The sequence below is a fragment of the Sphingomonas zeicaulis genome, from assembly GCF_050433225.1.
GTDB lineage: Bacteria > Pseudomonadota > Alphaproteobacteria > Sphingomonadales > Sphingomonadaceae > Sphingomonas_D > Sphingomonas_D zeicaulis.
This window is the reverse complement of sequence record NZ_JBNPXQ010000004.1, coordinates 347,633-373,617: the sequence shown is the minus strand read 5'-3', so window position 1 is coordinate 373,617 and position 25,985 is coordinate 347,633. Positions and strand designations below refer to the sequence as shown.

The following is a 25,985-nucleotide window of genomic DNA, read 5'->3' as shown; positions in this document are numbered from 1 at the left end:
AGGCTATCATGCCAATCGGACGCTTCGGTGTCGCGGAGCAGATGGAGAGCGATTCGCTGCCTCGTAGGGGACGGTGCCGCATTGCCCTCTCCCGTTGGTGAGAGGACCTAAAACGAAAAAGCCCCGGCGAACCGGGGCTTCTTAGAAATTGGTGGAGCCGAGGGGGATCGAACCCCTGACCTTCGCAATGCCATTGCGACGCTCTCCCAGCTGAGCTACGGCCCCGGGAATTTTTCTTCAGCGGGGTGACCTTGCGCGAACGCAGGCCACCCGCCGAACCTGTAATGGTGGAGCCGAGGGGGATCGAACCCCTGACCTTCGCAATGCCATTGCGACGCTCTCCCAGCTGAGCTACGGCCCCGGGAACAGGCGGTGCCCTCTAGTGGAGGATTCACCGCCCTGCAAGCCTCAACTTTCGTCGTCGCTCTCGCCGGTGTCCACACCGAGATCGTCGTCGCCGCCGAGATCGACTTCATCGTCCGGCGAGGGGCTGTCCTCGTCGCCGATGTCCAGATCCTCGTTGTCCAGATCCGAGTCGTCCGCGGTCTTGACGTCCTTCTTGGGCGCGTCGAACGGCAGCGGCTGCTTGGATTTCAGCACGGGTTCCGGCTCCCACTGGTTGCCGCACTCGATGCAGTTGACGGGATCGTCCTTCCCGAGATCGTAGAAGCGGGTGCCGCACTTCGGGCAGGTCCGCTTGGTGCCCCATTCAGGCTTCACCATGAATCGTTCAATCCTTGCGTAGACGTGGTGTCGACAAATGCCGGAAAGCCGGCCGGCCCCAGCCGGTCGGCGAAACGTCGCGCGCCTTGCCATAGCCGGGCGCCACTGTCAAAAGCCCGGCCCGCAACCGCCAGCAATTAGCAGGAAGCCGCGTTCCTTGTCAGCCTCCCATTCTTCCACCGGCCCCTCCCCCCGCACGATCGCCCGTGCCGGCGCGCTCACCGGCACGATCCGGGTGCCGGGTGACAAGTCGATCTCGCACCGCTCGCTGATGCTTTCCGCGCTCGCGGTCGGCGAAAGCGTGATCGACGGGCTGCTGGAGGGGGAGGATGTGCTCGCCACCGCCGCCGCGATGCGCGCGATGGGCGCATCGGTGGCGCGCGGCGAGGATGGCCGCTGGCGCGTCTCCGGCGTCGGCGTCGGCAGCCTGCTCCAGCCGCAGACCGCGCTCGACATGGGCAATTCCGGCACCTCCACCCGCCTGCTGATGGGGCTCGTCGCCAGCCACCCGATCACTGCCACCTTCACCGGAGACGCCTCGCTGTCGAAGCGGCCGATGAACCGGGTGATCGACCCGCTCGGGCTGATGGGTGCCACCTTCACCGCCAGTCCCGGCGGCCGGCTGCCGCTGATGCTGCGCGGCGCCGCCCCCGCGGTGCCGATCGAATACCGCCTGCCCGTCGCTTCCGCGCAGGTGAAGTCGGCGATCCTGCTCGCCGGGCTCAACACGCCCGGCATCACCCGCGTGATCGAGCCGGTGCCGACGCGCGACCATAGCGAGCGGATGCTCGCCGGCTTCGGCGCCGAGCTGACCGTGGATGTCGATGGCGACGGCGTGCGCCACATCGCGATCCGCGGCGAGGCGACGTTGCGCCCGCAGCAGATCGACGTGCCCGGCGACCCCTCCTCCGCCGCCTTCCCCGTCGTCGCGGCGCTGATCGTGCCGGGATCGGACGTGACGGTGGAGAATGTCGGCATCAACCCCACCCGCGCCGCGCTGTTCGACGTGCTGCGCGCGATGGGCGGCGACGTGACCCTGCTCAACCCGCGCACCGTGGGCGGCGAACCGGTGGCGGACGTTCGTGCGCGCCATTCGGTGCTGACCGGCATCGAGGTGCCGCCGGACGTGGTCCCGAGCATGGTCGACGAATTCCCGGTGCTGTTCGTCGCCGCCGCCTTCGCACAGGGCCGCACGGTGACGACCGGGCTGGAGGAACTGCGGGTCAAGGAATCGGATCGCATCACGACCATGGCCGAGGCGCTGACCGCGATCGGCGCGCGCGTGGAAGAGCGGGAGGACGGGCTGGTGATCGAGGGCACCGGCGGCGACGCGCTGCCCGGCGGCGCCACCATCGCCTCCAAGCTCGACCATCGCATCGCAATGTCGCTCGCGGTTGCCGGCCTTGCCTGCCGCGAACCGGTGACGCTCGACGATGCCGCCCCCGTCGCCACCAGCTTCCCCGGCTTCTTCGACCTGATCGGCGGCCTGCAGATATGATCATCGCGGTCGACGGCCCGGCAGCCAGCGGCAAGGGCACCATCGCGCGCGCCCTCGCCAGACACTATGGCCTGCCGCATCTCGACACCGGCCTGCTCTACCGCGCGGTCGGCCATGCGGTGCTCGCAGCCGGCGGCGATCTCGACGATGAGGCCGCGGCACTTGCCGCCTGCGCGTTCGACGACGCGCTGCTCGAGGATCCGGCGCTGCGCACCGAGTCGGCCGGCGCCGCCGCCTCGAAGGTCTCCGCCCACCCGCTGGTCCGAGCCGCGCTGGTCCAGCGCCAGCGCGATTTCGCCAGCCAGCCGGGCGGCGCGGTGCTCGACGGGCGCGATATCGGAACGGTGATCGCCCCCGATGCCGATGTGAAGCTGTTCGTAAAGGCGACGCCCAACGTCCGCGCCCGCCGCCGCCACACCGAAATGACCCGCGCCGGCGGCACGATGAGCTTCGACCGCATTCTCGCCGACATCCGCGACCGCGACCGCCGCGACATGATGCGTGCCACCGCCCCGCTGCGCCAAGCGGACGACGCGCTGGTGCTGGACACGAGCTTCCTCGACGTAAACGCCGCAATCCACCGCGCGATCGATCTGGTGGAGGGGAAGCGGGCGGCTTGAGCCTTGGGGGGGCAGTTTAGCCCCCCTCGAAGAGGAGGGACTAAAGCCCCGTCACCCCCGCGTCACACCCCCGCCCCCAAACCCTCATCATCCCGTCCGCAAACTGCAACACCCCCCACCCGGCACTGTCACACTGCCCCGCTAGCGCCAGCCGCGACGCAACATGTTGGGGGACTGTGTCGTCGCGATGCGCTGGTCTGTCGTTCTGCCGGTCTTCAACGAGGCCGATTATCTGCCGCAAACGCTTGCCTCTCTGGCAGCGCAGGATGCGCCGTTCCGGCTGATCCTCATCGACAATGGCTCGACCGACGGCTGCATCGAGGATGCGCGCCCCCAGATCGACGCGGCAGGGATCACCGCCACGATCCTGAGCGAGGCGCGCCCGGGACAGGTCCATGCGCTACGCCGCGGGCTGGCGGAGGTCGCGACCGAGTTCGTCGCGATCTGCGATGCGGATACGCTCTATCCGCCGCACTATCTCTCCAGCGCGACGCGGCTGTTCGACCGCAACGGCGCCGGCTGCGTCGCCGCCTGCGCCTGGCTGGCGCCGGAGCGGCCGGGGCGGTTGCGGCGGCTGGCGCGCGCCGCGCACCGGCTGGGTGCAGCCCGGCTGCTGCCCCGGCAGAACCACACCAGCGGCGCCGCGCAGACCTTCCGCAGCGCCGTGCTGGCAGAGGCCGGCGGCTATGATCCGGCGATCTGGCCCTATGTGCTGAAGGACCATGAACTGATGCACCGTGTGCTCATGCGCGGCCGGCAGGCCTATGCCGCCGACCTGTGGTGCATCTCGTCCGAGCGTCGCGCCGATCGCCGCAAGGTGCGCTGGACGCTCGCCGAGCGGCTTCGCTACCACCTCACCCCGTCCGCGGGCCAGGCAGACTTCTTCCATTGCTGGCTCGCCCCCCGCTTCGCCGGCCGCGGCCAGGCGGATACGGTGCTGCGCGACCAGAGCTGGACCAATGGCGGGGCCGCGGCATGACCGCCGCTGCCGCCGCCCTTCCCCCCGCGCTGCCGTTGGCCGACGAACTGCCGGCGCTGGCCTCCCCCCGCGCCGCCTGGTCGAGCTGGCTGCTGCGCGGCATATCGCTGGCGCTGTTGGTTGCAGTCATCTTCGAGATCGTCACCGCGCGGCCGAACCTCGCGGCGCTCACCCTGCCCGCCTCGCCACTGTTCTGGGCGGCAATCCTGATCCTCTATTTCGCGCTGCCCGCCGCCGACTGGCTGATCTTCCACAAGCTGTGGCGTTTGCCCGCCGCCGGCTTCGCGGTGCTGCTGCGCAAGCGCATCTCCAACGAGATGCTCGTCGCCTATTCGGGCGAGGCCTATTTCTACCTGTGGGCGCGGCGCAATGCCGGGCTGACGACCGCGCCGTTCGGCGCGATCAAGGATGTCGCCATCCTCTCCGCGTTCGCCGCCAACCTCGCGACATTGGCGCTCGCCGGCTTCGCCCTGCCCTTCCTCAACCAGCTCGCGCTCGGCCAATATGCCGCCGCGACGATGGTTTCGATCGGCGCGATGATCGCGCTGTCGGCGGTGCCGCTGCTGTTCGCGCGCCGGCTGTTCACCTTGCCGCGCCGCACCTTGGCGTGGATCACCGGCGTCCACCTCGCCCGCCTCGCCGCCACCACCGCCGCGCTCGGATTGGCCTGGCACGTCGCGATGCCCACCGCGCCGCTTGGGCTGTGGCTGGTGCTGGCGACGCTCAGGCTGGTGGTCAGCCGGCTGCCGCTGCTGCCCAGCAAGGATCTGCTGTTCGCCACCATCGCCATCTTCCTGATCGGCCATGACAGCGAGGTTGCGACCCTGATGGCGACCACCGGCGCGCTGATGCTGGCGGGCCATCTGCTGATCGGCGGTGCGCTGGGCGTCGCCGGGCTGCTCGAGCGGGAGCCCCGCGCATGATCGGGCGCCGCGCCACAGTCGCCGCCGCCCTTTCTGTCGCCGCAGCGGCGCTCGTCGCGCTGTCCGCAGCCCCGGCCGCGATCACCGTGCCGCCCAAGGCGGAACGCGGCAAGGCCGGCGCCGCCTGCCGCGCCGGCGAAGCGGGCCCGGCGGTGCGGGTGCTGGTTACCGGCCTGAAGGATCGGGATGGCTTGCTGCGGCTGGAACTCTATCCCGCCAATGACGAGGATTTCCTGGCGCCCGACAAGGTACTGATCGCCGCCGGCAAGCCCTTCAAGCGCGTCGAGCAGCAGGTGCCGTCGGTGGAGGGCACGACGATGTGCATCCGCGCGCCCGCCAGCGGCCGCTATGCGCTGTCAGTGCTGCATGACCGCGATGGTGACGGCAAGTTCGGCTTCCTGCGCGACGGAGTCGGCTTCTCCAACAATCCCCGCCTCGGCCGCCGCAAGCCGGCCGCGGGTGCGGTCGCGCTCGGCATCGGCCCCGGCGTGGCGCAGGTGCAGATCGTGATGAACTATCGCCGCGGGCTCGGCTTCGGCCCGCTCGCCGGCGCCGAGCGGACGAACGCACGATGACGGCCATGGGGAGAAGCACGGGCATGCGGATCGTTGACGTCTGCGAATTCTATGCGCCCGAGGGCGGCGGGGTGCGCACCTATGTCCACGCCAAGCTGAAGGCGGCGGCGGCGGCTGGGCACCGGCTGGTGGTGATCGCCCCCGGCCCCGCCGACCATGTCGCCGACTTTCCCGGCGACTGTCGGCTCGTCACCGTCAAGTCGCCGCCGCTTCCGTTCGACCGGCGCTATGCGATGTTCTGGGATGCGCGGCCGGTCCACGCCATCCTCGATGCCGAGCGCCCCGACATCCTCGAGGCCTCCTCCCCCTGGCGCGGCGCGTGGATCGCGGCCGAATGGCAGGGTGCGGCGGTGCGATCGCTGTTCATGCACCATGATCCTCTGTCGGCCTGGGCCTATCGCTGGTTCGACGGCTTCGTCGCGCGCGACCAGGTCGATCGTCATTTCGAATGGTTCTGGCGCTATCTGCGGCGGATGTGCGCGCGCTTCCCGATCGTGGTGTGCGCCGCGCCGAGCCTTTCCGGGCGCCTCGCCGCGGGCGGCATCGCCGGCACCATGACCATCCCGATGGGTGTCGACGGCGGCGTCTTCTCGCCCGCGCATCGCGACGAGACGTTGCGCGCCTCGCTGCTCGATCGCTGCAACCTCGACCCGCAGGCCACATTGGTGCTCGGCATCGGCCGCCACACGCCGGAAAAGCGCTGGCCGGTGGTGATCGATGCCTGCACGATGGTTGCCGCCGAACGGCCGCTGGGGCTGGTGCTGGTGGGCGACGGCATCCACCGCAAGCGCGTGCTGGAGGCGATCGGCGGCAACCCGCACATCACCGCGCTCGCCCCCACCCATGATCGTGCGCTGCTCGCCCGGCTGATGGCCAGCGCGGACATGCTGGCGCATGGCTCGGCGGCCGAGACCTTCGGCCTCGTCACTGCGGAAGCGCGCGCTTCCGGGCTGCCGCTGATCCTGCCGGACGAGGGCGCCGCCAACGACCTTGCCGATCCGGCCTATGCCGAAACCTATCGCACCGGCGATCGCCGCGCGGCCGCCGATGCGATCCGCCGCATGCTCGCGCGCGATCCGGCCACGCTGCGCCGCGCGACCGGCGCCGCGGCCGCCGCTGCGCGGACGCTTGACGAACATTTCATCGATCTGTTCGATTCCTATGCGATGATGCTCGAACGCAGGCAGGCGGCGTGATCACGCCGCCGTCCGGCAAGGGAAGGGTCGAACCGATGGGTACAGCTTCCGTCTCGGCATTGCCGCCCGCCGCCGCCCCGCGGATGGTGGCCCAGGCGCCGCGTCGCCGCCGCCAGATTTACCGTCCGCGTGGCGCGGCGCTTCGCCTATGGTGGGAATTGCTCGCCGGCCCCGGGCCGCGCTGGTTGCGGCTGCTGCGATGGGCACAACGCAACTGCCGCGACTGACCGCAAGAAAGCTGCGCCGAACCGTGCCGAAACGCCCGGCAATGCTTGCCGGACAAGGGGTGAGGCGCTATGTGGGCGCCGTCCTGCGGGCGGTTTGACGCTTGCGGAGGCTCCGGATCAGGTCAGGCGGTGAGTCGCCACCCTGAGCAGGCGCGTCGAGGCCCCGGCCGATGTCCGGTGCTTCCACGCGCCCTTTTCGCTTTTGGCGGAGAGACGGTTCCTTCGCGAAATCAAAGCCTTTCGCCGGATGCCGTGACCGGCAAACGGCCGCCGCGGCGTTTTGGCCAAGACCGTCGGAGACAACCGACTGGCCTGAAACGAACATGCAAGGAACCCGATTTTTATGGCCACTTTGGCAAATCCCACCCGTGACGATTTCGAGGCGCTCCTCAACGAGACCCTCGGCGGCGAGAACGCCAGCTTCGAAGGCAAGGTCGTCAAGGGCATCGTTACCGCGATCGAAAACGACCTCGCCGTCATCGACGTCGGCCTGAAGTCCGAAGGCCGCGTGCCGCTGCGTGAGTTCGCCGCCCCCGGCCAGAAGGCCGAGATCAGCGTCGGCGACGAAGTCGAGGTCTATGTCGACCGCGTCGAGAACGTCCATGGCGAAGCCGTGCTGTCGCGTGACCGCGCGCGCCGCGAAGCCGCCTGGGACAAGCTGGAAGCCGAATTCGCCAAGACCGCGCGCGTCGAGGGCGTGATCTTCGGCCGCGTGAAGGGCGGCTTCACCGTCGACCTCAACGGCGCCGTCGCCTTCCTGCCCGGCAGCCAGGTCGACATCCGCCCGGTGCGCGACGTCACGCCGTTGATGGACATCCCGCAGCCGTTCCAGATCCTCAAGATGGATCGTCGCCGCGGCAACATCGTCGTGTCGCGTCGCGCCGTTCTGGAAGAGACCCGCGCCGAGCAGCGTTCGGGCCTGATCCAGTCGCTGCATGAGGGCCAGATCATCGAGGGCGTCGTCAAGAACATCACCGATTACGGTGCGTTCGTCGACCTCGGCGGCATCGACGGCCTGCTGCACGTCACCGACCTCAGCTACAAGCGCATCGGCCACCCGAGCGAGATGATCAACATCGGCGACACCGTTCGCGTCCAGATCATCCGCATCAACAAGGACACGCAGCGTATCTCGCTCGGCATGAAGCAGCTCGAGAGCGATCCGTGGGAAGGTGCGGCCGCGAAGTATCCGGTCGGCGCCAAGCTGTCCGGCCGCGTCACGAACATCACCGAATATGGTGCGTTCGTCGAGCTCGAGGCCGGCATCGAGGGTCTGGTCCACGTCTCCGAAATGAGCTGGACCAAGAAGAACGTCCACCCGGGCAAGATCGTCTCGACCAGCCAGGAAGTCGACGTCGTCATCCTCGAGGTCGACGAGGACAAGCGTCGCATCTCGCTGGGCCTCAAGCAGGCGCAGGCCAATCCGTGGGAGAGCTTCGCGGAGCGTCACCCGATCGGAAGCACCGTCGAGGGCGAAGTCAAGAACGCCACCGAGTTCGGCCTGTTCATCGGCCTGGACGGCGATGTGGACGGTATGGTCCACATGTCGGACATCGCGTGGGGTGTCTCGGGTGAGGACGCGCTCAACCTGCACCGCAAGGGTGAGACCGTCCAGGCGGTCGTTCTCGATATCGACGTCGAGAAGGAGCGCATCTCGCTGGGCATGAAGCAGCTCGAGCGCGGCGCCCCCGCGGTCGGCGGCGGCACCAGCTCCGCCTCGGGCCTCAACAAGAACGCGGTGGTCACGGTCACCGTGCTCGCGATCAACGATGGCGGCCTCGACGTGCAGGTCGGCGACGACGGCGTGAACGGCTTCATCAAGCGTGGCGACCTGGGCCGCGACCGCGACGAGCAGCGTCCGGAGCGTTTCCAGATCGGCCAGAAGCTCGACGCGATGGTCACCGGCTTCGATCGCTCGAAGAAGCCGACCTTCTCGGTCAAGGCGATGCAGATCGCCGAGGAGAAGCAGGCGGTTGCGCAGTATGGCTCGTCCGACTCGGGCGCGTCGCTGGGCGACATTCTGGGCGAGGCGCTCAAGGCGCGTCAGAGCAAGAACTGAGATCCTGCGGCCGGCCTGCGGGCCGGCACTTGATCCATTTCGAACCGAATGCAGCACCGGGTGGCCTTTTGGGCCGCCCGGTGTTTCATTTTCCGGCTTGCGCCAGATCAATTTTCCATCATGCTCGAACGGGTCCGGACATTGCAGAACAGACCGGAAGCGGTTGTTCGGGCAGGCCATATTCGTGTTTTTGGATAGGGCGGGTCGCTTATCTTGGAAGCGTGGGGCTCCGTCGTGTCAGGCAAGGCTGCGGGGAGCTTGGGTCGCGAATCAAGGCAGGCCGAAAGGGGATCGCTATGATTCGTTCAGAACTCGTACAAATGCTGGCGTCGGAAAATCCGGATCTCTCTCTGAGAGAGATCGAGAAGATCGTGGCGATCTTCTTCGCCGAGATCAGTGCGCGCCTCGCCGAGGGCGGCCGCGTCGAACTGCGCGGCTTCGGTGCCTTTTCCACCCGATCGCGCGATGCGCGCACCGGCCGCAACCCGCGGACCGGCGAGTCGGTGGAGGTGGAAGCCAAGCGTGTGCCTTATTTCAAGCCTGGCAAGGATATGCGCGCGCGCCTTAACGTCTGACCCGCTTGACGCCGCGCCCGCGATGCGGCTTTTGCGGCTGCGTGCGGACGTGGCGAAATCGGTAGACGCAGCGGACTTAAAATCCGTTTCCCGTTCGGGAGTGCGGGTTCGAGTCCCGCCGTCCGCACCAACCTGGGCTCTTGCAAGGCCCGGACAGAAAAAACTGGTTAAATCAAGGCGTCAAAGCCTCACAGGCTTCAGATGACGGGCCATGGCACCGGCCACTGCCTTGGACGTCTTGCCCGAACCCGTCGGCACATTTTGCACAGCCAGCCCGTCTTCGCTGATGCGCGCGCAATTTCCGATCATCCGCGACAACGGCCCCGCTGCTCGCGGGACCGTGCCAAGCGGTCAGCGTCGTGCCCGGGCAGCGCGTCAGCGCGTCAGCGCGTCAGCGCACTCTGGCACCACGACCGAAAAGGAAGCCAAGAAGCAGGATCACAGCGGCGACCACGAGGAAGATCTTGGCGAGGTCAGCCGAAAGACCCGCTACACCGCCGAAACCCAGCAGCGCGGCAATGACGGCAACAACCGCAAATATGATTGCCCAGCGAAACATGAAGCATCCCCTTGATGAAAGCGACGGCTCGGCCTTTCCGACGAGCCTCGGTGTAAGAACATGCGGAGAATGCCAATGTTCCGCCCGCCGAAGTCGGCATGCGCGCGCGGCAACTTAACAGCACCATCGCGCTGCGCGTGAGAGCGGTGATTGCCCGATCCCGGGTCGCCAATGATGTTCCGGCCGGCAACGCCGTTGAACTCCATGCGCCAGCGCGCCCTGCCAGCATCGTCCGTGATGCCGGCCTCGCCCCACGCGCAGCCGTCGCACTGTCCGAATGGATCGTGCTGCGCGTTCCCGGGCACGACCTGCCGCGATCAGCCCGGCCTTGGCGAGCCCCCCGCCCTATCCACCATAAGCGGGCGCGCGGGCGAAATCCTCCTTGGTGAAGGGGCGGTCGCGGAACAGATAGCCATAGTAGAAGTCACGCAGGCGGGCATGATAGGCCCTGATGCGGTCCTGATAGGCGAGTTGCGCGTCGATGTCGGTATTGGCGAGGCGGGCGAGCAGGGTCTGCACGCCGACCGGGGGAAGCACCCAGCCCAGCGTCCGCCCGGCCTGCTGGCGCCGCGCGATGCCGTCGCGATAGGCGAGCACCTGCGGCGCGACGCTCTCGTCGCCCACCTGGTGGAAGGCGAAATACCATTTGTAATGGAAATCGTCGGTCAGCGGCGGCGAATCCGCCCATTGCGGATGCCCCGCATAGAATAGCCGCATCGTTTCGCCGCGCGGGATATCCCATGCGCCGTTCACCCGCTCGCGCTGCGCCAGCGCGATCTCGGCGCCTTCGCCGACCGGGATGGCGCGGTTGATCAGCACATGGCTCATCGTCGGCAGCACCAGCGCCAGCACCAGCCAGCCCGCCGCCAATGTCGCGGCATTGGCGACCGAACTCCAGCGCAGCGCGCCGACCAGCGCCGTCAGCAGGATCCAGAACAGCAGATAGGCGGCCGCGATGCCGAGCACCGCGAGCACCAGCCCCACCGTCACCCCCGTCGCCAGCGCGGCGACGGCGAAGGGCAGGCCGAGCGCGGCGGACAGCAGCACGAAGCGCAACGCGCTGCGGCGCAGCCACAGCCGCCCGTGCGCGCCGGGCAGCGCCTGCAGCATCCGCGCGCGCCCAGCCTCGCGCTCGCCCGAAACGAGATCGTGGAACAGCGCGATCACGAACAAGGGCGCGAGGAACACCAGCACGAAGGCGAAATCGAAGCGGCCCGGCAGAGCCAGTTCGGGGTTGAAGGTGTCACCGTCATAGATCTGCGCCTCCAGCCCCAGCGCGCGCACGCGCAGGATATAGGGCGCCACGTCGCGCATGCCGATCGCCGCGAAGGCGAGCGGAGACGGCGCGTCCCAAGTGGGGTGGAAGCTGTAATAGGCGGCGCTGCCGGCATCCTTGCTGCGATCGACGAAGGCGGCGACCGCGCCGATATCCTCGGCCTGCGCCACGGCGATCGCCGCGATCGCATCGCGCTGCCGCTCGATCTCGACCAGCCCGGCGATCAGCGCGCCGCTGCTCAGCAATGCGATCAGCACCAGCGCGAAGGCGGCGAGCCGCTGGCGCAGCAACAGCCGCGCTTCATGCATCCAGATCCGCATCAGCGCGCTCCCAGCCGGCGTGCGGCAAGCATGAGAAGACAGGAGGTTGCGAGCAGCCAGCCCAGCAGCACCGCCAGCCCCGGCAGGGCGGCGCGGGCGAGGGTGGCGCCCGATGGCGGCACGAAGGCGAAATCGGGCATGTCGTGCCAGCGATCGGCGGCGATGCGCTTGCGCCGGTCGGCATCGGCATCCTGCGCGGTGTCGTCGCTATAGCTGACCGCCTCGGCCTGAAGGCGATTGAGCCGCTGGACGAGGTCGTAGCGATAGGCCTCCGCCTGTTCCAGAAAGCGGCGGTGCCCCGCGAAATCGGTACCGGCGCCCGCCATCGAGAGGCTGCGCAGCGCGATGGCGGGGCTGAGGATGCCGATGCGGTCGACCAGCGCGTTCTGCCGATCCTGCGCGTCATGGCTGGTGGTGGCGTAGCGATCGAACAGGGCGGTCGTCATCCGTTCCCCCTCCATGCCCAGCAGGCCTTTGTAGTTGACCGGCAGATCCTCGACCCGCTTGACCCCGTAGCGCTTGAGCACGGACGCCTTGAAGCGCGCGAAATAGGGATCGTCGGGATTGTGGCTGTCCCCCATCGCCCGCAGGTCTCGTGCAATGGCGACGTCGGTCTGCAGCCGGTTGGCGAGCGGATAGGCGGCGCTCGCCACATCCGGCGCGACCCGCGGCAACAGCACGACGATGATCGCCCACAAGGCGAGCAGAGCGAGCAGCGCGTCGCGGCTGCGGCGGACCAGCGCAGAGACGAGCAGGATGATCAGCGTCCACAGCGCGAGATAGGCGACATAGCCGAGCGCGATCACCGCCATCGGCGCGGCGAGCGCGCCGGGCTGGCCGGCGATCAGCGCGAAGCCGAGCAGCGCGGGAAGCGCCGCGAGCAGCGCGACCATCCCCAACGCATAAAGCTTGCCGCGCACGATCTCGCCGCGCGAGGCGCCCTGCAGCATCAGCGGGCGCAACGTGCCGCCTTCCCGCTCGCGCGCGATCGCGCCGAAGCCAAGGAAGATCAGCAGCAGCGGCGCGACCGCCTGGAGCACGAAGGCGGGGGTGAGCTGGCCGAAGCGGATCAGCAGCGAGCTTTGCCGCACATCGCCGAAATTGGCGCTGTTCTGGCGATGCCCTTCGAGGAACATGCTGCTGCCGGTGAAGGCGTCGACGCCTGGATCGAAGGCGGCCAGCGGGCTCAGCGGACGATAGATGAAATTGCCATAATGGACGACGCGGTGAGGGTGGCGATCGGGCTGCGCGTCGAACGCCTGTTCGGCAGCCTGCTGGTGGCGCGCGCGCAGCTCGGCGGTCGCCTGCCGGTGGCTCCACGCGGTCAGCACCGCGGCGACGGTGAGCAGCACCAGCATCGCGAAGGCGATGATCGCGACGCGGTTGCGCCGCATCAGTCGAAGCTCGTCGCGCGCGATCAGCAGCGCGGGGCTCATCCGGCCACCGCCGGTGCCGGGCCGGTGGCAAAGCGATCGTGCAGCGCGCGCAGATCGAACCCGCCGGCGCCCGGCACGACCTCGTCGACGATGCGGCCGCCGTCGATGAAGCCGATGCGGTCGGCGACGTCGGCGGCGCTCAGCAGGTCGTGCGTCACCATCAGGATCGCGGTACCGCGGTCGCGCACCGCGGCGACCAGCCGGTTGAAGTCCGCCGTTGCGCGCGGATCAAGCCCCGAGGTCGGCTCGTCGAGCAGCAGCACCGGCACCTCGCGCAGCAGCGCGACGGCAATCGCCACCTTCTGCCGCATGCCCTTGGAAAAGCCGCCGAGCCGCCGCGACCAGGCCGCCTGCTGCAGCCCGGCGGCGTCGAACGCGGCCTCGATCTCGGCCGCGGTGCGCGGTTCGCCCGACAGCGCGAGCAGATAATCGGCATTTTCCAGCGCCGAGAGATGCTCGTACAGCGCGACATTCTCGGGCAGATAGGCGATCGCACGGCGGGCCGCGTCCGGATCCGCCGCGGGATCGATGCCGGCGACGCTGACCTGGCCCAAGGCGGCGCGCGCGAAGCCGAGCAGCACCGACAAGGTGGTCGACTTGCCCGCGCCATTGCCACCGAGCAGCGCATAGATGCTGCCAGCGGGCACCGCCAGCGACAACCGGTCGAGCACGCGGTTGCTGCCATAGGCCAATGTGATCGCCTGAATCTGGATCGGAGCCGGAACGGCTTCGGACAAGATAAGTCTCCCTGCTGTGCGCGAAGGCCGTCTCTCGCCCGGTACGGCAGCAGGGTCAAGTGCGATGTTGCAACATATCAATGACGACTCCGCGTCATCGGCACCATCCGCCGGCGCCGGAGCATCGCTGCTGACAGGCCCGCCGTCGGCGGCTAAGCCGGCCCCATGTTGAGGGGCATCCGGAACGGCAGACGCGCGCGCGGGCTTGTCGCCGCGCTGTTCGCGTTCGCCCTGCTCCTGCGGATCGCCATCCCCTCCGGCTTCATGCCGACCCAGACCGCACAGGGCATCGTCATCCGCATCTGCGATGGCATGGGCGAGGCCAGGACGATGGTGCTCGACGTGCAGCGCCCCGGTGATGGCCAGCACGATCCTGACCATGACCAGCCTGCGGCGGCCTGCGCCTTCGCGGGCCTCGCCATGCCGGCGCTCGACGCATCGCCCGGCCCGGTGCCGGCACTGCCGGCAATGTCGCTCGAAGAGTTCGCGCTGCCGCCGCCCGCCAGTGTCGTTCTCGCCGGCACCGATGTCGTCCTGCCCCCGCTGCGAGGGCCGCCCGCGCACGCCTGACGCGCGGCGACCGCCTGCCGATCTCGATCGCCGCTGATCGCGCATGGCATTGCCCATGCGCCCGGCCGCCGTGGCGGCCCGTGCATTCGAGGTTTCATCATGTCCATATCCATCGCGGCGCCGGCGCCGTTCCGTGCCCGCCCGCGCAGTGGCCGCCGATCGGCGGGGCGGCCGATCGCGCCGGCTGCGCTGCTTGTCGCCGGTGCGCTCATCGGTGAATGCCCGGCGTCGCAGCCGGCTTGCGACCATTCACAAAAGCCAGGGAGTTCTCCTTCGTGAAACGATCCGGGCACGCGCTCGCCAACGCCTATCCGACGATCTGGCGCTGGCATTTCTACGCCGGGCTGTTCGTGCTGCCCTTCATCCTGCTGCTGTCGGTGACCGGCGCGGCCTATCTGTTCAAGCCGCAGATCGACCGCTGGGAGGAGCGCGCCTATCAGGGGCTTGAGACGGCTGGCGCGGTGTCGCCAGATCGACAGTTGGCAGCGGTCATGGCCGCACATCCGCAAGCGCGCTTCACCTCCTATCGCCTGCCCGAGCGCGTGGGCGATGCCGCGATGATCCACCTGATCGGGCAGGACGGGGCCGAGCGCGACGTCTTCGTCTCGCCGCGGGGCGCATTGCTCGGCACCCGCGATCCGGCGACCAAGGTTTCCGACCTGATCGCGCGGATCCACGGCTCGCTCCTGATCGGCACATGGGGAGACTGGCTGGTCGAACTGGCGGCGAGTTGGACGATCGTGATGATCCTCACCGGCCTGTATCTGTGGTGGCCGCGCCCGTTCCGCGCGCGTGGCACGCTGTTCCCGCGCCTGTCGCTGAAGGGGCGACCGCTGCTCAAGGATCTTCACCGGGTGGCGGGCTTCTGGATCGCCGGCCTTGTGCTGGTGATGCTGGCAAGCGGCCTGCCCTGGGCGGGGGTGTGGGGCGGCACCTTCCGTTGGGCGCGCACCGAACTTGGCCTCGTCAACGGCCCGCAGCCATGGAAGGTCGGCGACAAAGGCGGCCATGGGCGGCATGGCCATGGCGCCACGCCAGCGATGCCCCCGCATACGCAGGATGCCGAAGGCTTGCCCCTGTCCGCCTTCGTCGCGAGGGCGCAAGCCGAGCATCTCGCTTTTCCGGCGCTGGTGCTGCCACCGCATGCGCCGCAGCGCTTCGGCCCGCCGACGGGCAATGTGTGGACGGTGAAGTCCGAGGCGCAGAACCGCTGGCTCGGGCGGCAGGTGACCTATGATCCGCTGACCGGCGCGGAAACCGGCCGGCGCGGGTTCGCGGACCAGCATGTCATCGATCGCGTCGTCAACACGGGCGTGGCATGGCACGAGGGGCAGTTGTTCGGCTGGATCAATCAGCTCATCGGGCTGCTGACGGCGGTTGCGCTGATCGCGATCAGCATCCTTGGCGTCCTGATGTGGCTGGGGCGCAGGCCGAAAGGCCGGCTCGGCGCACCGCCGCGGTTTCACGGCCCCGTTCGTGGCTGGATCGTCGCGGCCCTCATCATCCTCGCCTTGCTGCTGCCGCTGTTCGGCGCGTCCCTGATCCTGCTGCTGCTCGTCGACCGCATCGTCCAGCGGATCGCCACGCCGAACCCGTCTCCCTCCTCCTCCGCGCCGATCGGCGACGACGGCGCGGGATGATCAGCCAACGCGCACTCAGTAACAGGGCACGGGGCGCTCACCGCGCTTGCGGGCACGCTTCGCCTCGCGATTGCAGCGGATCCTGCGAACGGTCTCGACATTGTTCCGGGCAGCCTCGGCGTTGTTTCGCTGCTGCTCGGCGGCATAGAGCGGGGCGTTGTCGCGGCGGCGCTGCTGCTCGAGCATGCAGCGGGTATACTCCTTGCCGTTATCCGCACCGAAGCGTTCGCAGGTCTTTCTGTCTTCGCGCTCGGCGGCCCGGCCCCAGTCGATCTGGGCCGACGCGCTGCCTGCTGCGCAGACGCCGGTCGCGGCGGCGAGCGCGATCAGGATCGGCCGATACCAGGGGGCTCGATATCGCGCGGTATCCGCACAACGGGCAAATTCGGTGGTACGCATATTACTCTCCTTGGTGATTGAGCTTCCCCCCCCCCTTTCGATGATCAGTTGTCCGCGGCGCCCGCGGAACGCCTCGACAGCAAAGTGTGCAGGCCGCGCTCGATCGCATCGCAGATCGGCAAGGTGGCGGCGGTGCGGATCGCATCGGCCATCAGCCTGGCGAGATCGATCGACGTATAGCTGCGCTCCCCCGAGACAGCGGCGACACTGATGGCCTCGTCGATGGTCCGGATTGCCGCCACGATCGTCGCGGCACAGAGCCGGACGTCATAATCCAGCACCGATCGGTTGGCCCGCCGGGCGACGACCTCCCGTACCTCCAGTTCGAGCGCGTGATAGGCGTCGAGCCACACGGTGCGAATGGCCGGTTCCTTGTCACAGAGAGCCACCAGCCGAACCGCCATCGCGCCGTCCGAAATCAGCGTGGGGGATTCGCCATCCAGCGGCATCGCGACGCGCAGATGCGCTTCGAGCGTGTCGTCGAGCGGCCAGTCCTTGAGGATGCGGGCGAACCGCTGGATCGAGACGGTCAGAACCGGCTCGATGCAGCTCTCCTTGTTGCGGAAATGGCGCCACACCGTCCTCGTCGAAACGCCGGCGGCTGCGCCGATGGCGTCGCCGCTCACCTCGGCCACCCCGTGACTGAGGAAAAGCCGCGCGGCTTCTCGCGAGATCCGCAATCGAACGTCGTCCCGACGCATCATGACTCACACCCGAATCGTCACTTAGTGACATTATAAATGTCACAGAGTGCCGATCGATTGCGATGGTGCGGCGACGACGGTGGTGAAAAACGGGTTGAGTCGAAAGCCATCCGCGTGCGACCCGCCCCCTTGACGGGCCGCACGCCGCCTCCGCCCCGTCAGAAGTTCACGGACACGCCGAACCGCACCTGCCGCGGCTGCTGATAGGATGTCGGCTTGCCGTAATTCGGGCTGGGGGTGCCGCCATCATCCTCGCCCAGCTCGTAATAATCGAGCTTGGAAGCCCAGTTGAACGCGTTGAACAGGTCCGCGCGCAGTTGCACCCCGCGCAGGCCGGCGATGTCGATGGTGTAGGAGAGCGAAAGGTCGATCTGCTTCAGCCACTCGCCCTCGAACGCGCGGCCACGCCCGATGAGCTGGCCGCCGCAATACCAGGAGGCCGCCGACGAGGTGCTCGCGCGGCCGGGGCCGCCCGCGCCTTCGTCATACACGCCGATGCAGCCGAACTTGCGCGGCGCCTGCAGCCGCGCGAACGCGCCCAGTTGCAGAGCGTCGGTCAGCGCATAGCCGCCGAACAGCTTGAACGTATGGCGGCGATGGTTGGGCAGATAGCCATAGGCGCCGTCCATCCAGCCCGGCTCGTCATAATCCTGCGTCAGCCCGGTATCGTCCTGGCCATTGTCCGATTTCACGCCGCCTTCGTAGTTGCCCTTCAGGCTGGACCACACATAGGATCCCTGCAGCGACCAGCGCCCGTCCCACGGCCGCTCGAAATTCAGCTCCACTGCCCAATATTTGCGCTTCGCCTTGGGCAGGTCGAGGATCGCGGCGGGGATGGTGATCTCGGTGAGATTGCCGTCACCAAGCAGGTCGACGTCGATGATCGCGTCGCGCCCGGGGTTGAGCAGGATATAGCCGCCGCTGCCATAGGCCGCCGGCACCGCATCGGGATTGCAGCCCGCCATCGTCTGCGTCTTGCAGAAATTCTCGATGGTATAGGCGAGGTCGGTATCCTCCAGCACGCTCTTGAGGTCGCGATAGGTGACGTTCAGCCCCACCCGCAGGCCGCCGGAGAATCTATGGTCGAGCCCGACGATGAACTCGTCGAGGAATTGCGGCTTCAGATTCTTGGAAACCAGTGTCCGCGGGTCCGATCCGGCGCTGTCGGACAGCACCTCGTGCAGCACCTGCCGGCCGATCGAGGGCAGCCGCGTCGCCGGGTCGACGCCCTCCAGGATGTGCCAGTCCTGCGTGAACAGCTCATTGCCGCCCAGCCGGATGTTGGTGTTGGCGGCAACCGGCAGGTGATAGCGGCCGAAGAAGGCGGACAACTTCGTGCGGTTGTCGCCGAAGACGTCGAAGGTGGCGCCGATCCGCGGCGCCCACTGGTTCTTCAGCTTGGTGAAGGTCTCGCCCGAATCCGTATTGTTCTCGAACGTCTCGTTGCGGATGCCCAGGCTCAGGTTCAGCCGGTCGGTGACGTCCCAATTGTCCTGCAGGTAGAAGGCGGTGTTCTGCGCCTTGAACGCTCCGAACTGGTTGAGATTGCGCACGCGGACATAGTCCGTATCGGCGGGTACCAGCCCGTCCAGCGCGCCGCCCGGGCCCGCGCGGTAATAACGATAGGCGATGTCGCCCGAGTATCGCTGGCTCGCGCGGGACGAGAGATCCTCGCGGTCGACGCCGAAGCGGAAATGATGTTCGCCCACGAAGCGTGCGAGCAGGTCGACGTCGAAGCGGTAGAGTTCGCGCCGGTCGTCACCGCTGTCGAGTGTGGCGTCGGGGTGCCCCGCGATCGGCACGACGCTGCCGAAGCGGCTCTCGACGATATAGGGCTGGCTGCTCGACGAGGTGCGGTTGAACTTGGAGCGGCCATAGAGCGCTGAGACGGTGAGCTGGTCGGTCAGCGCACCGGTATATTTGGCGATGTAATTGCTGCCGCCGCTCTGCACCGTATAGGGCGTCACCAGATCGGGCACCGCCCCGTCGAGCCGGCGCGAGCGGATCATCCCCTCCTCGCTGTCGTCATTGTTGAAATAGGTGAATTCCAGCCGGTGGCCGCGGACGATGTCCCAGTCGATCTTGCCGCCCCAGAACGGCTTGTCGGCCTTGGCGGTGGTCTCGGTCACGCTGCCGTCATTGGCCACCGTCGCGTCGAACAGCTTCTTGTAGCGCGGATTGAAGAAGCCGAAGAAATAGAGCTTGTCCTTTACGATCGGGCCGGAAGCCCAGATATTGCCCTCATAATCCTGCCGTTCGTCGCGGCGATTGTCCTGCACGAAGCTGTTGGGGGAGGTCGATCGCAACTGGCTGGGAGACCAGTAGAAATTGGCGCCGCCGCGCAGTTCATTCGATCCCGATCGCGTCACCGCGATCACGGCGCCACCCGTCGACCGGCCGAATTCCGCCTGGTAGCCGCCGGTCTTCACCTGCACCTGATCGTAGAATTCGAACGGCACCGTTCCCCCGCCCAGGAAATTGCGGAAGTTGGTGATGTTCATGCCGTTCACATAATAGATATTCTCCGCGACCGACCCGCCGCCGATCGCGACATTGTTGCCGCCCGTCACGCTGTTGAACGCGGTGTCGCCCGCGGTTGCCTGAGGCGCGAGCAGTTGCAGCGCGGCCACGTCACGCGCGATCGGCACGCGCTTGAACGTCTCCTGCACGTCGATGACGAGGCCGGTGGCGGTCTGCGAGAAGTCCAGCTCGCGCGCCTTGGCCGCGGTCACCACGATCGCGCCGCCATCGGCAGGCTCCAGCCGCACCGCGAAGCTCGATCCGCCCAGCACCACCGGCGCCTCGGTCACCGTCGTCGCGCCGACCCCCGCTTTCTCGGCGGCGATCGTGTAGAGCCCCAGCGGCAGTTGCGGCACGGCGAAGCTGCCGTCCGCGCCCGAAGTCACGGTTCGGGTGATGCCGCGGCTGTTGGACGTGATCGTCACGGTCGCATCGGCGACCGGCGCCCCCGCCGCGTCGGTTACCTTGCCGCTCAGCGTGCCCGATGTGATGTCCTGCGCGATCGCTGGCGGTGCCAGCAGCAGCGAGACGGGCAGCAGCATCGCTCCCACGGCCAGCGCCGAACCGCCCAGGCGCAGCGCGGCAAGCATCTCGATACGGTGATGATGGATCAACGAAATTCCCCTTATTGCCCCGGCCGGCGCCCGTGCTTGGGGCTCAAGGGCCGGCGATGATCGGCAGGGGCTAGGCCGGGCCATCCGGGGACGGGAAGGCGGCGCGCGACGAGGCGCCGCACCGCGCCACGGGTGGCCGGATCATTCGACGAACCGCATAATCCGGCGACGAACGGGCATCGACTTGGGCGCGCCCCGCTGCGACATCTGCGCCAGCGGCACCATGCCTTGCGCCAGGCGGAATCGATGGCCTTTCAACATGATCATGGCGAGGGACCAGCCGGCGGCGCGCTCCCTGCGCGCGCGCCTGCGGAACGGCGCACGGTGATAGCACTGATCGCGCTCTATTGGCTGGGCTTCCAGGTGATCTATTTCGGCTACTTCGCGATCACCCGGCCGGGCTTCCCTTCCAGCGCGCTGCGCACCCATCAGGACATCGGCACCCTGCTGGTCGAATTCGCGCGCTTCTTCGTCCGCCCCAACGAATTGCTGATCTGCCTGCTCGGCGCCGTGCTCTGCTATGCGATCTTCCTCGCGGTGAAGAGCCTGCGGCACTGGCCATTCGCCGCGCAACTTGCTGGTGCGGTGCTGATCATCATCGCCGGCGCCGCTGCGCTGTCGCTGATCGCGCACACGGTCACGCTGCTGATGGGGCTGGACAAGGGCCTCACCCCGCGCCTGTTCGCGCTGGAGATCCTGATCTTCTTCGCGCCGATCGGGCTGTGGACCGGCACCGCGCTCGCCATTTCCTACAATAACGAGATCCGTGCGCGCGAACGCCAGCTCGCCTTCGTCCAGGCGCAGGCGCACGAGGCGCAGATGCGCGCGCTGCGGTTTCAGGTGAACCCGCATTTCCTCTACAACACGCTGAACTCGATCAGCGCGCTGATCCTCGATCGCCGCAACGACGACGCCGAACGCATGGTGCTGGCACTCGCCACCTTCTTCCGCACCACCATCGCCGCCGATCCGCTGCAGGATGTCGACCTCACCGACGAGATCGCGCTGCAGAAGCTCTATCTGGATATCGAGAAGATCCGCTTCCCCGACCGGCTCGACGTCAGCATCGACATCCCCTCTCCGCTCGCCCGTGCCCGCGTGCCCGGGCTGATCCTCCAGCCGATCGTCGAGAATGCGCTGAAGCATGGCGTGGGCGCGCGTGGCGCGCGCATGCGGCTCAACATCGCCGCGCGCCGCGAGGCGGACCGGCTGATCGTCGAGGTGCAGGACAACGCGCCCGCGGCCACCATCGCCCACCCACCCGCCACCATCATCGCAGGCGCCAGCACCGGTGTCGGCCTCGCCAATGTCGGCAACCGTCTCGCCGCGCGCTTCGGTGCGGGGGCGAGCGTGCAGGCCGCGCCCGACGCTGCCGGCTTCACCGTCCGCCTCTCCATGCCACTGGAATATGCATGACCGCTCCCTTGCGCATCCTCGCCGTCGACGATGAACCACTGGCACTGCGCCGGCTGGAGATCATCCTGTCGCGGATGGACGACGCGATCCTCGTCGGCCGCGCGCGCAGCGGCGAGCAGGCACTGGCACTCATCCCCGCGCTCGCGCCCGACGTGCTGCTGCTCGACATCCGCATGGCGGGGATGGACGGGTTCGACATCGTCGAAGCGCTGGCGGAGGGACCGGCGCCGCAGATCATATTCGTGACCGCCTTCGATGTCTTCGCGCCGCGCGCCTTCGATGTCAGCGCGGTCGATTATGTGCTGAAGCCGGTGGCGTTCGATCGGCTCCGCGCCGCGCTGGACAAGGCTCGCGCCCGCATCGCCGCGAGCGACGCGGTCGACCGCGTGGACGAACTCAGCGCGCTGCTCGCCAGCGTGCGCGCCAGCCGACCCGCGGTCCATCCGTCGCCGCGCTACGAGAGCGAGTTCTGGGTGCAGCACCGCGGCGAGTTCGTCCGCCTGTTCGCACACGACATCAACTGGATCGCCGCCGAGCGCGACTATGTGCTGCTCCACGCCCATGGCCGCGCCTATCTGCTGCGCGAGACGATGGCCGGCATGGAGGCGCGGCTGGATCCGGACGCCTTCCTGCGCATCCACCGCTCGTCCATCGTCCAGAAGGCGCAGATCACCGGCGTCCGCGCGCTTGCCTACGGCCATGTCCAGGTGATGCTCGCCTCGGACGAGAAGCTCCGCGTCGGCCGCACCTATGTGAAGGCGGTCCGCGACCTCATCGCCGGCCGCACCCGCGCGACGGGACGGCCGGTGCTGCCGGTGACCCGGGGTCCGGGCATGGGGGCGCGGACGGGCTGAACTGAATCTCCTCCCCGAGCTTTGCTCGGGCAGGGGGACCGCCGGCAAAGCCGGTGGTGGAGGGGCCGGCGCCGAAGCAAATTGATCACGCAATGTTGGAGGTGAAGGCTCCGCGCCTGCCCCTCCACCACGCGCTACGCGCGCGGTCCCCATCTCCGGCGCTGCGCGCCGGGGAGGAAAAATGCCCCCATCCCCCCGCCGCTGATAGCTTTTATATCGCCCCCCATCGAAAGCCGCGGCTGGGCAGCGCCCCCGCTTTGCGCCATGAACGCGCTCCACGCCTGACCGGACGACCAGACCAAGAAGACGCCTGACCAGCCCGATGCCAGCCCCCACGATTGCCGCCCCCTTCCATATCCCGCAGGGTTCGGGCCGATGATGGCCACGATCCAGCCGCTCTATGCGCTTGCCGGCCTGATGGTGGGGTTGCTGGTCGGCATGACCGGGGTCGGCGGCGGATCGTTGATGACGCCGCTGCTGGTGCTGATGTTCGGCTTCCATCCGTCGGTCGCGGTCGGCACCGATCTGCTCTATGCCGCCGCCACCAAGTCGGTCGGCAGCGCGGTGCATGGCTGGCGTGGCTCCGTGAACTGGCGGATCGTCGCGCTGCTCGGCGCCGGCAGCCTGCCCGCGGCGATGGTCAGCCTCGTCATCCTCTCGCGGCTCGGCGGCCCCTCCCCCGAGACCGCGACATTGCTCAAGGCGATCCTCGGCGTGACATTGGTGCTGACCGCGGCGGCGCTGCTTCTGCGCCAGCCGATCGCGGCGCGGCTTGCGCGGCGCGGCGGGCCCGGCCTCAGCGCCCGCAGCGTCGCCATCCTCACGATCGTGCTCGGTGCGGTGATCGGTGCCGCCGTCACCTTCTCCTCGGTCGGTGCCGGCGCGATCGGTGCCACGGTGCTGATCGTGCTTTACCCGCAACTCTCGGTCGATCGCATCGTCGGCACCGACATCGCCCACGCCGTGCCGCTCACCCTGCTCAGCGGCATCGGCCATTTCTATCTGGGCGCGGTCGATATCGGCCTCCTGCTCTCGCTGCTGATGGGGTCAGTGCCCGGCATCATCGTCGGCAGCCTGCTGGCGGGCCGCACGCATGAGCGCATATTGCGCCCGCTGCTCGCCACCGTGCTGGTGGTCGTGGGGCTGATGCTGCTGTTCTGATCAATTTCACGCGGTTGTCGGACAGCCCCTCTTGCATTTGGCGCGTTTTGACGCCATAAATGCCGCAGCGCATCATGGCCGGTGTTCCGGCCATCAGAGCATATCGGCAGCGTGAACGCCCGGCTTGCCCGGGACCGGCCGAACCGATGCGCGCCACCAGGCTTCCCTTTTCACGCGGGTCGTCGACGATTCCCGCGTCGCGCGACGTCCGTCATGGGCGCCGCCGTTCGCACATGACGAAAGGGTCTTAGTTGACCAAGTTCTCAGACCTCGGCCTTTCCGAGCCGATCCTTCATGCCCTGAACAACAAGGGTTATGACACGCCGACGCCGATCCAGGCGCAGTCGATCCCGCCGCTGCTGGAGGGTCGCGACCTGTGCGGCATCGCGCAGACCGGTACCGGCAAGACCGCGGCCTTCGCGCTCCCCTCGCTGATGCGCCTTACTGACAGCGGCCGCACCCGTCCGCCGGGCGGCTGCCGCATGCTGGTGCTCTCACCCACCCGCGAACTCGCCAGCCAGATCGCCGAATCGTTCCGCGAATATGGCCGCCAGCTCAAGCTGACCGTCGCCACCGTGTTCGGCGGCGTGCCGATCGGCCGCCAGATCAAGCAGATGCAGCAGGGTGTCGACATCCTCGTCGCCACCCCGGGCCGCCTGCTCGACCTGATCGACCAGCGCGCGCTGCGCCTCGCCAATGTCGAGATCTTCGTGCTCGACGAGGCGGACCAGATGCTCGACCTCGGCTTCATCCATGCGCTCAAGCGTATCGACAAGCTGCTGCCGGCCAAGCGCCAGAGCCTGTTCTTCTCGGCGACGATGCCCAAGACGATCGCCGAACTGGGTGACCGCTTCCTGACCGATCCGGTGAAGGTCTCGGTGGTGCCGCCCTCGACCACGGCCGAGCGCGTCGACCAGTATGTCACCTTCGTCAACCAGACGGAGAAGCAGGCGCTGCTGACGCTGACGCTGCAGGCCGAGCCGATCGACCGCGCGCTCGTCTTCACCCGCACCAAGCATGGCGCGGACCGGGTGGTGAAGAACCTCCAGGCCGCCGGCATCGGCTGCGCCGCGATCCACGGCAACAAGAGCCAGCCGCAGCGCACCACCGCGCTGCAGGCGTTCCGTTCGGGCGAGATCAAGATCCTCGTCGCGACCGACATCGCCGCGCGCGGCATCGACGTCTCGGGCGTCAGCCATGTGTTCAACTATGAGCTGCCCAACGTGCCGGAGCAGTATGTCCACCGCATCGGCCGCACCGCGCGCGCCGGCGCCGCGGGCAAGGCGATCAGCTTCGTCGACGGCGAGGAGAAGCAGTGGCTGAAGCAGATCGAGCGGCTGACGCGCGTCGCGCTGACCCCGATCCCGCTGCCCGAAGGCTTCGACATCGCCAAGGCGCGCCTGCCCAAGCCGGTGCAGGCCAAGCCGACTGCGCAGCGCCGCCACGAAGAATCGCGCGGCCGCGGCGACCAGCCGCGCCGTGACGGCGCCCCCGGCGGCGACCGCCCCAAGCGCTCGTTCGGCCGGCGCAAGCCGGGCGGCGTCGGCGCCCACAAGGGCGCGGTCCGCAGGACCGGCGGCGGCGGCGCACGCTAAGCCGGATACGGCCCGCCCCGGGGATGCCCGGGGCGGGCCGATTGGTTTGGGGGCTCCCTCGTGCCACCCTTGTTCGTCATCACCGGCGGCCCCGGCTCCGGCAAATCCACGTTGATCGCCGCGCTCGCCGAAACCGGCCTGGCCACCATGCCGGAGGCCGGCCGTGCGATCATCCGCGACCAGCAGGCGATCGGCGGCACCGCCCTGCCTTGGGCAGACCGCGCCGCCTTCGCCGAACTGATGCTGGGCTGGGAACTGCGCTCGCATGCCGAGGCGCAGGCGCAGACCGCCCCGGTGGTGTTCGATCGCGGCGTGCCCGACGTGATCGGCTATCTCACCTTATGCGGCCTCCCCGTGCCACCCCACATGCACCGCGCCGCCGCACTCTATCGCTACAACCCGACCGTCTTCCTCGCGCCGTTCTGGGCAGACATCTACGCGACCGACACCGAACGCCGACAGTCCCACGCCGAAGCCGAAGCGACCGCCGCGGCGATGATCACCGCCTATGAAGCCGCGGGCTATCGCGTGGTGCCCCTGCCCCGCGCACCGGTCGCACACCGCGTGGCATTCGTGCGGGCAGAGATCGACCGAATTTCGGGGACATGACCGAATTTCGGGGACATAATACGAAACTCTCAAACTCCCGGTCCAACCGCGATCAAGGCGAGGCAATTTAGTATTATGTCCCCGAAACTCCGCTCCGCATAAATGTCGAGATCGAGCTCCAGCCCACGCTCGCCGATGCGCAAAAGCGTCTGCGGCCGAAGCGAGATCCCCTCATTCCCGGTCGTTCTGAAAAGTTCGCA

Annotated in this window: 24 protein-coding genes and 3 tRNA genes; 17 read left to right on the top strand and 10 right to left on the bottom strand. The window is 68.1% G+C overall.

What is annotated here, in order from left to right; genetic code table 11:
- Positions 1 to 149: 149 nt before the first annotated feature.
- The 3 genes from FHS96_RS16975 to FHS96_RS16965 form a co-directional block, all read right to left on the bottom strand.
- Positions 150 to 225: transfer RNA gene (locus tag FHS96_RS16975), tRNA-Ala, on the bottom strand.
- Between the two features lie 60 nt (positions 226 to 285).
- Positions 286 to 361 (bottom strand) — tRNA-Ala (locus FHS96_RS16970).
- A gap of 47 nt (positions 362 to 408) precedes the next feature.
- Entirely contained in the window at positions 409 to 723 is a 315-nt protein-coding gene (locus tag FHS96_RS16965; protein ID WP_429594044.1) for a TIGR02300 family protein, read from the bottom strand.
- 157 nt (positions 724 to 880) lie between these two features.
- Here FHS96_RS16965 and aroA point away from each other — a divergent pair, with 157 nt between their 5' ends.
- From aroA to FHS96_RS16915, 10 genes are all read left to right on the top strand, one after another.
- Positions 881 to 2,221: a 3-phosphoshikimate 1-carboxyvinyltransferase gene (gene aroA, locus FHS96_RS16960; protein ID WP_429594041.1), complete on the top strand. Its 1,341-nt coding sequence runs from the start codon at positions 881 to 883 to the stop codon at positions 2,219 to 2,221.
- Positions 2,218 to 2,841, top strand: a complete 624-nt coding sequence (gene cmk / locus FHS96_RS16955; protein ID WP_429594039.1) for a (d)CMP kinase — start codon at positions 2,218 to 2,220, stop codon at positions 2,839 to 2,841. The genes aroA and cmk overlap by 4 nt, the downstream gene beginning before the upstream one ends.
- A gap of 163 nt (positions 2,842 to 3,004) precedes the next feature.
- A complete protein-coding gene (locus FHS96_RS16950) occupies positions 3,005 to 3,820 on the top strand; it encodes a glycosyltransferase family 2 protein (protein WP_429594036.1) in 816 nt (271 codons plus the stop codon).
- Positions 3,817 to 4,743, top strand: a complete 927-nt coding sequence (locus FHS96_RS16945) for a hypothetical protein (protein WP_429594033.1) — start codon at positions 3,817 to 3,819, stop codon at positions 4,741 to 4,743. Before FHS96_RS16950 ends, FHS96_RS16945 begins: the two co-directional genes overlap by 4 nt.
- Positions 4,740 to 5,318 carry a DUF2141 domain-containing protein gene (locus FHS96_RS16940; protein ID WP_429594030.1) on the top strand — a complete coding sequence of 193 codons (579 nt, stop codon included), beginning with the start codon at positions 4,740 to 4,742 and terminating at the stop codon, positions 5,316 to 5,318. Before FHS96_RS16945 ends, FHS96_RS16940 begins: the two co-directional genes overlap by 4 nt.
- A 23-nt stretch (positions 5,319 to 5,341) precedes the next feature.
- Entirely contained in the window at positions 5,342 to 6,514 is a 1,173-nt protein-coding gene (locus FHS96_RS16935) for a glycosyltransferase (protein ID WP_429594027.1), read from the top strand.
- Between the two features lie 35 nt (positions 6,515 to 6,549).
- Positions 6,550 to 6,741, top strand: a complete 192-nt coding sequence (locus tag FHS96_RS16930) for an SET domain-containing protein (RefSeq protein ID WP_429594025.1) — start codon at positions 6,550 to 6,552, stop codon at positions 6,739 to 6,741.
- Between the two features lie 343 nt (positions 6,742 to 7,084).
- Entirely contained in the window at positions 7,085 to 8,800 is a 1,716-nt protein-coding gene (rpsA, locus tag FHS96_RS16925) for a 30S ribosomal protein S1 (protein WP_429594022.1), read from the top strand.
- A gap of 296 nt (positions 8,801 to 9,096) precedes the next feature.
- Positions 9,097 to 9,375, top strand: a complete 279-nt coding sequence (locus FHS96_RS16920; RefSeq protein WP_429594019.1) for an integration host factor subunit beta — start codon at positions 9,097 to 9,099, stop codon at positions 9,373 to 9,375.
- A gap of 43 nt (positions 9,376 to 9,418) precedes the next feature.
- Positions 9,419 to 9,505: transfer RNA gene (locus tag FHS96_RS16915), tRNA-Leu, on the top strand.
- A 261-nt stretch (positions 9,506 to 9,766) separates the two neighbouring features.
- Here FHS96_RS16915 and FHS96_RS16910 read toward each other — a convergent pair.
- The 4 genes from FHS96_RS16910 to FHS96_RS16895 all read right to left on the bottom strand — a co-directional run bounded on the left by FHS96_RS16910 (position 9,767) and on the right by FHS96_RS16895 (position 13,703).
- Positions 9,767 to 9,934, bottom strand: coding sequence for a DUF1328 domain-containing protein (locus FHS96_RS16910; RefSeq protein WP_429594016.1), 168 nt, complete (start codon positions 9,932 to 9,934; stop codon positions 9,767 to 9,769).
- Positions 9,935 to 10,279: 345 nt separating this feature from the next.
- Positions 10,280 to 11,530: an ABC transporter permease gene (locus FHS96_RS16905; protein ID WP_429594013.1), complete on the bottom strand. Its 1,251-nt coding sequence runs from the start codon at positions 11,528 to 11,530 to the stop codon at positions 10,280 to 10,282.
- Positions 11,530 to 12,966, bottom strand: a complete 1,437-nt coding sequence (locus FHS96_RS16900) for an ABC transporter permease (protein WP_429594011.1) — start codon at positions 12,964 to 12,966, stop codon at positions 11,530 to 11,532. The genes FHS96_RS16905 and FHS96_RS16900 overlap by 1 nt, the downstream gene beginning before the upstream one ends.
- On the bottom strand, positions 12,963 to 13,703 hold the full coding sequence (locus tag FHS96_RS16895; RefSeq protein WP_429594009.1) for an ABC transporter ATP-binding protein: 741 nt from the start codon (positions 13,701 to 13,703) through the stop codon (positions 12,963 to 12,965). Before FHS96_RS16895 ends, FHS96_RS16900 begins: the two co-directional genes overlap by 4 nt.
- A gap of 165 nt (positions 13,704 to 13,868) precedes the next feature.
- On the opposite strand from FHS96_RS16895, the gene FHS96_RS16890 reads away from it, so the two are divergent.
- Together FHS96_RS16890 and FHS96_RS16885 are read left to right on the top strand one after the other, a co-directional pair.
- Positions 13,869 to 14,273 carry a hypothetical protein gene (locus FHS96_RS16890; protein WP_429594006.1) on the top strand — a complete coding sequence of 135 codons (405 nt, stop codon included), beginning with the start codon at positions 13,869 to 13,871 and terminating at the stop codon, positions 14,271 to 14,273.
- A 275-nt stretch (positions 14,274 to 14,548) separates the two neighbouring features.
- Positions 14,549 to 15,913, top strand: a complete 1,365-nt coding sequence (locus FHS96_RS16885; RefSeq protein ID WP_429594003.1) for a PepSY-associated TM helix domain-containing protein — start codon at positions 14,549 to 14,551, stop codon at positions 15,911 to 15,913.
- A 15-nt stretch (positions 15,914 to 15,928) separates the two neighbouring features.
- On the opposite strand, the gene FHS96_RS16880 is transcribed toward FHS96_RS16885, so the two are convergent.
- From FHS96_RS16880 to FHS96_RS16870, 3 genes are all read right to left on the bottom strand, one after another.
- Positions 15,929 to 16,312: a hypothetical protein gene (locus FHS96_RS16880; protein WP_429594000.1), complete on the bottom strand. Its 384-nt coding sequence runs from the start codon at positions 16,310 to 16,312 to the stop codon at positions 15,929 to 15,931.
- 44 nt (positions 16,313 to 16,356) lie between these two features.
- Positions 16,357 to 17,013 (bottom strand): TetR/AcrR family transcriptional regulator, encoded by a 657-nt coding sequence (locus FHS96_RS16875; protein ID WP_429593997.1) that lies wholly within the window; start codon positions 17,011 to 17,013, stop codon positions 16,357 to 16,359.
- 161 nt (positions 17,014 to 17,174) lie between these two features.
- Complete coding sequence (locus FHS96_RS16870) at positions 17,175 to 20,150, bottom strand: TonB-dependent receptor (protein ID WP_429593995.1); 2,976 nt, start codon at positions 20,148 to 20,150, stop codon at positions 17,175 to 17,177.
- Positions 20,151 to 20,396: 246 nt separating this feature from the next.
- Between FHS96_RS16870 and FHS96_RS16865 the strand changes: the two genes are divergently transcribed.
- The 5 genes from FHS96_RS16865 (at position 20,397) to FHS96_RS16845 (ending at position 25,785) form a co-directional block, all read left to right on the top strand.
- Positions 20,397 to 21,566 carry a sensor histidine kinase gene (locus FHS96_RS16865; protein WP_429593993.1) on the top strand — a complete coding sequence of 390 codons (1,170 nt, stop codon included), beginning with the start codon at positions 20,397 to 20,399 and terminating at the stop codon, positions 21,564 to 21,566.
- Positions 21,563 to 22,420, top strand: a complete 858-nt coding sequence (locus FHS96_RS16860; RefSeq protein ID WP_429593990.1) for a LytR/AlgR family response regulator transcription factor — start codon at positions 21,563 to 21,565, stop codon at positions 22,418 to 22,420. Before FHS96_RS16865 ends, FHS96_RS16860 begins: the two co-directional genes overlap by 4 nt.
- Positions 22,421 to 22,798: 378 nt before the next feature.
- Positions 22,799 to 23,581, top strand: coding sequence for a sulfite exporter TauE/SafE family protein (locus tag FHS96_RS16855; protein ID WP_429594131.1), 783 nt, complete (start codon positions 22,799 to 22,801; stop codon positions 23,579 to 23,581).
- Positions 23,582 to 23,832: 251 nt separating this feature from the next.
- Positions 23,833 to 25,176, top strand: coding sequence for a DEAD/DEAH box helicase (locus FHS96_RS16850; protein WP_429593987.1), 1,344 nt, complete (start codon positions 23,833 to 23,835; stop codon positions 25,174 to 25,176).
- A gap of 60 nt (positions 25,177 to 25,236) precedes the next feature.
- On the top strand, positions 25,237 to 25,785 hold the full coding sequence (locus FHS96_RS16845; RefSeq protein WP_429593984.1) for an AAA family ATPase: 549 nt from the start codon (positions 25,237 to 25,239) through the stop codon (positions 25,783 to 25,785).
- The last annotated feature ends 200 nt before the right edge of the window (positions 25,786 to 25,985 follow it).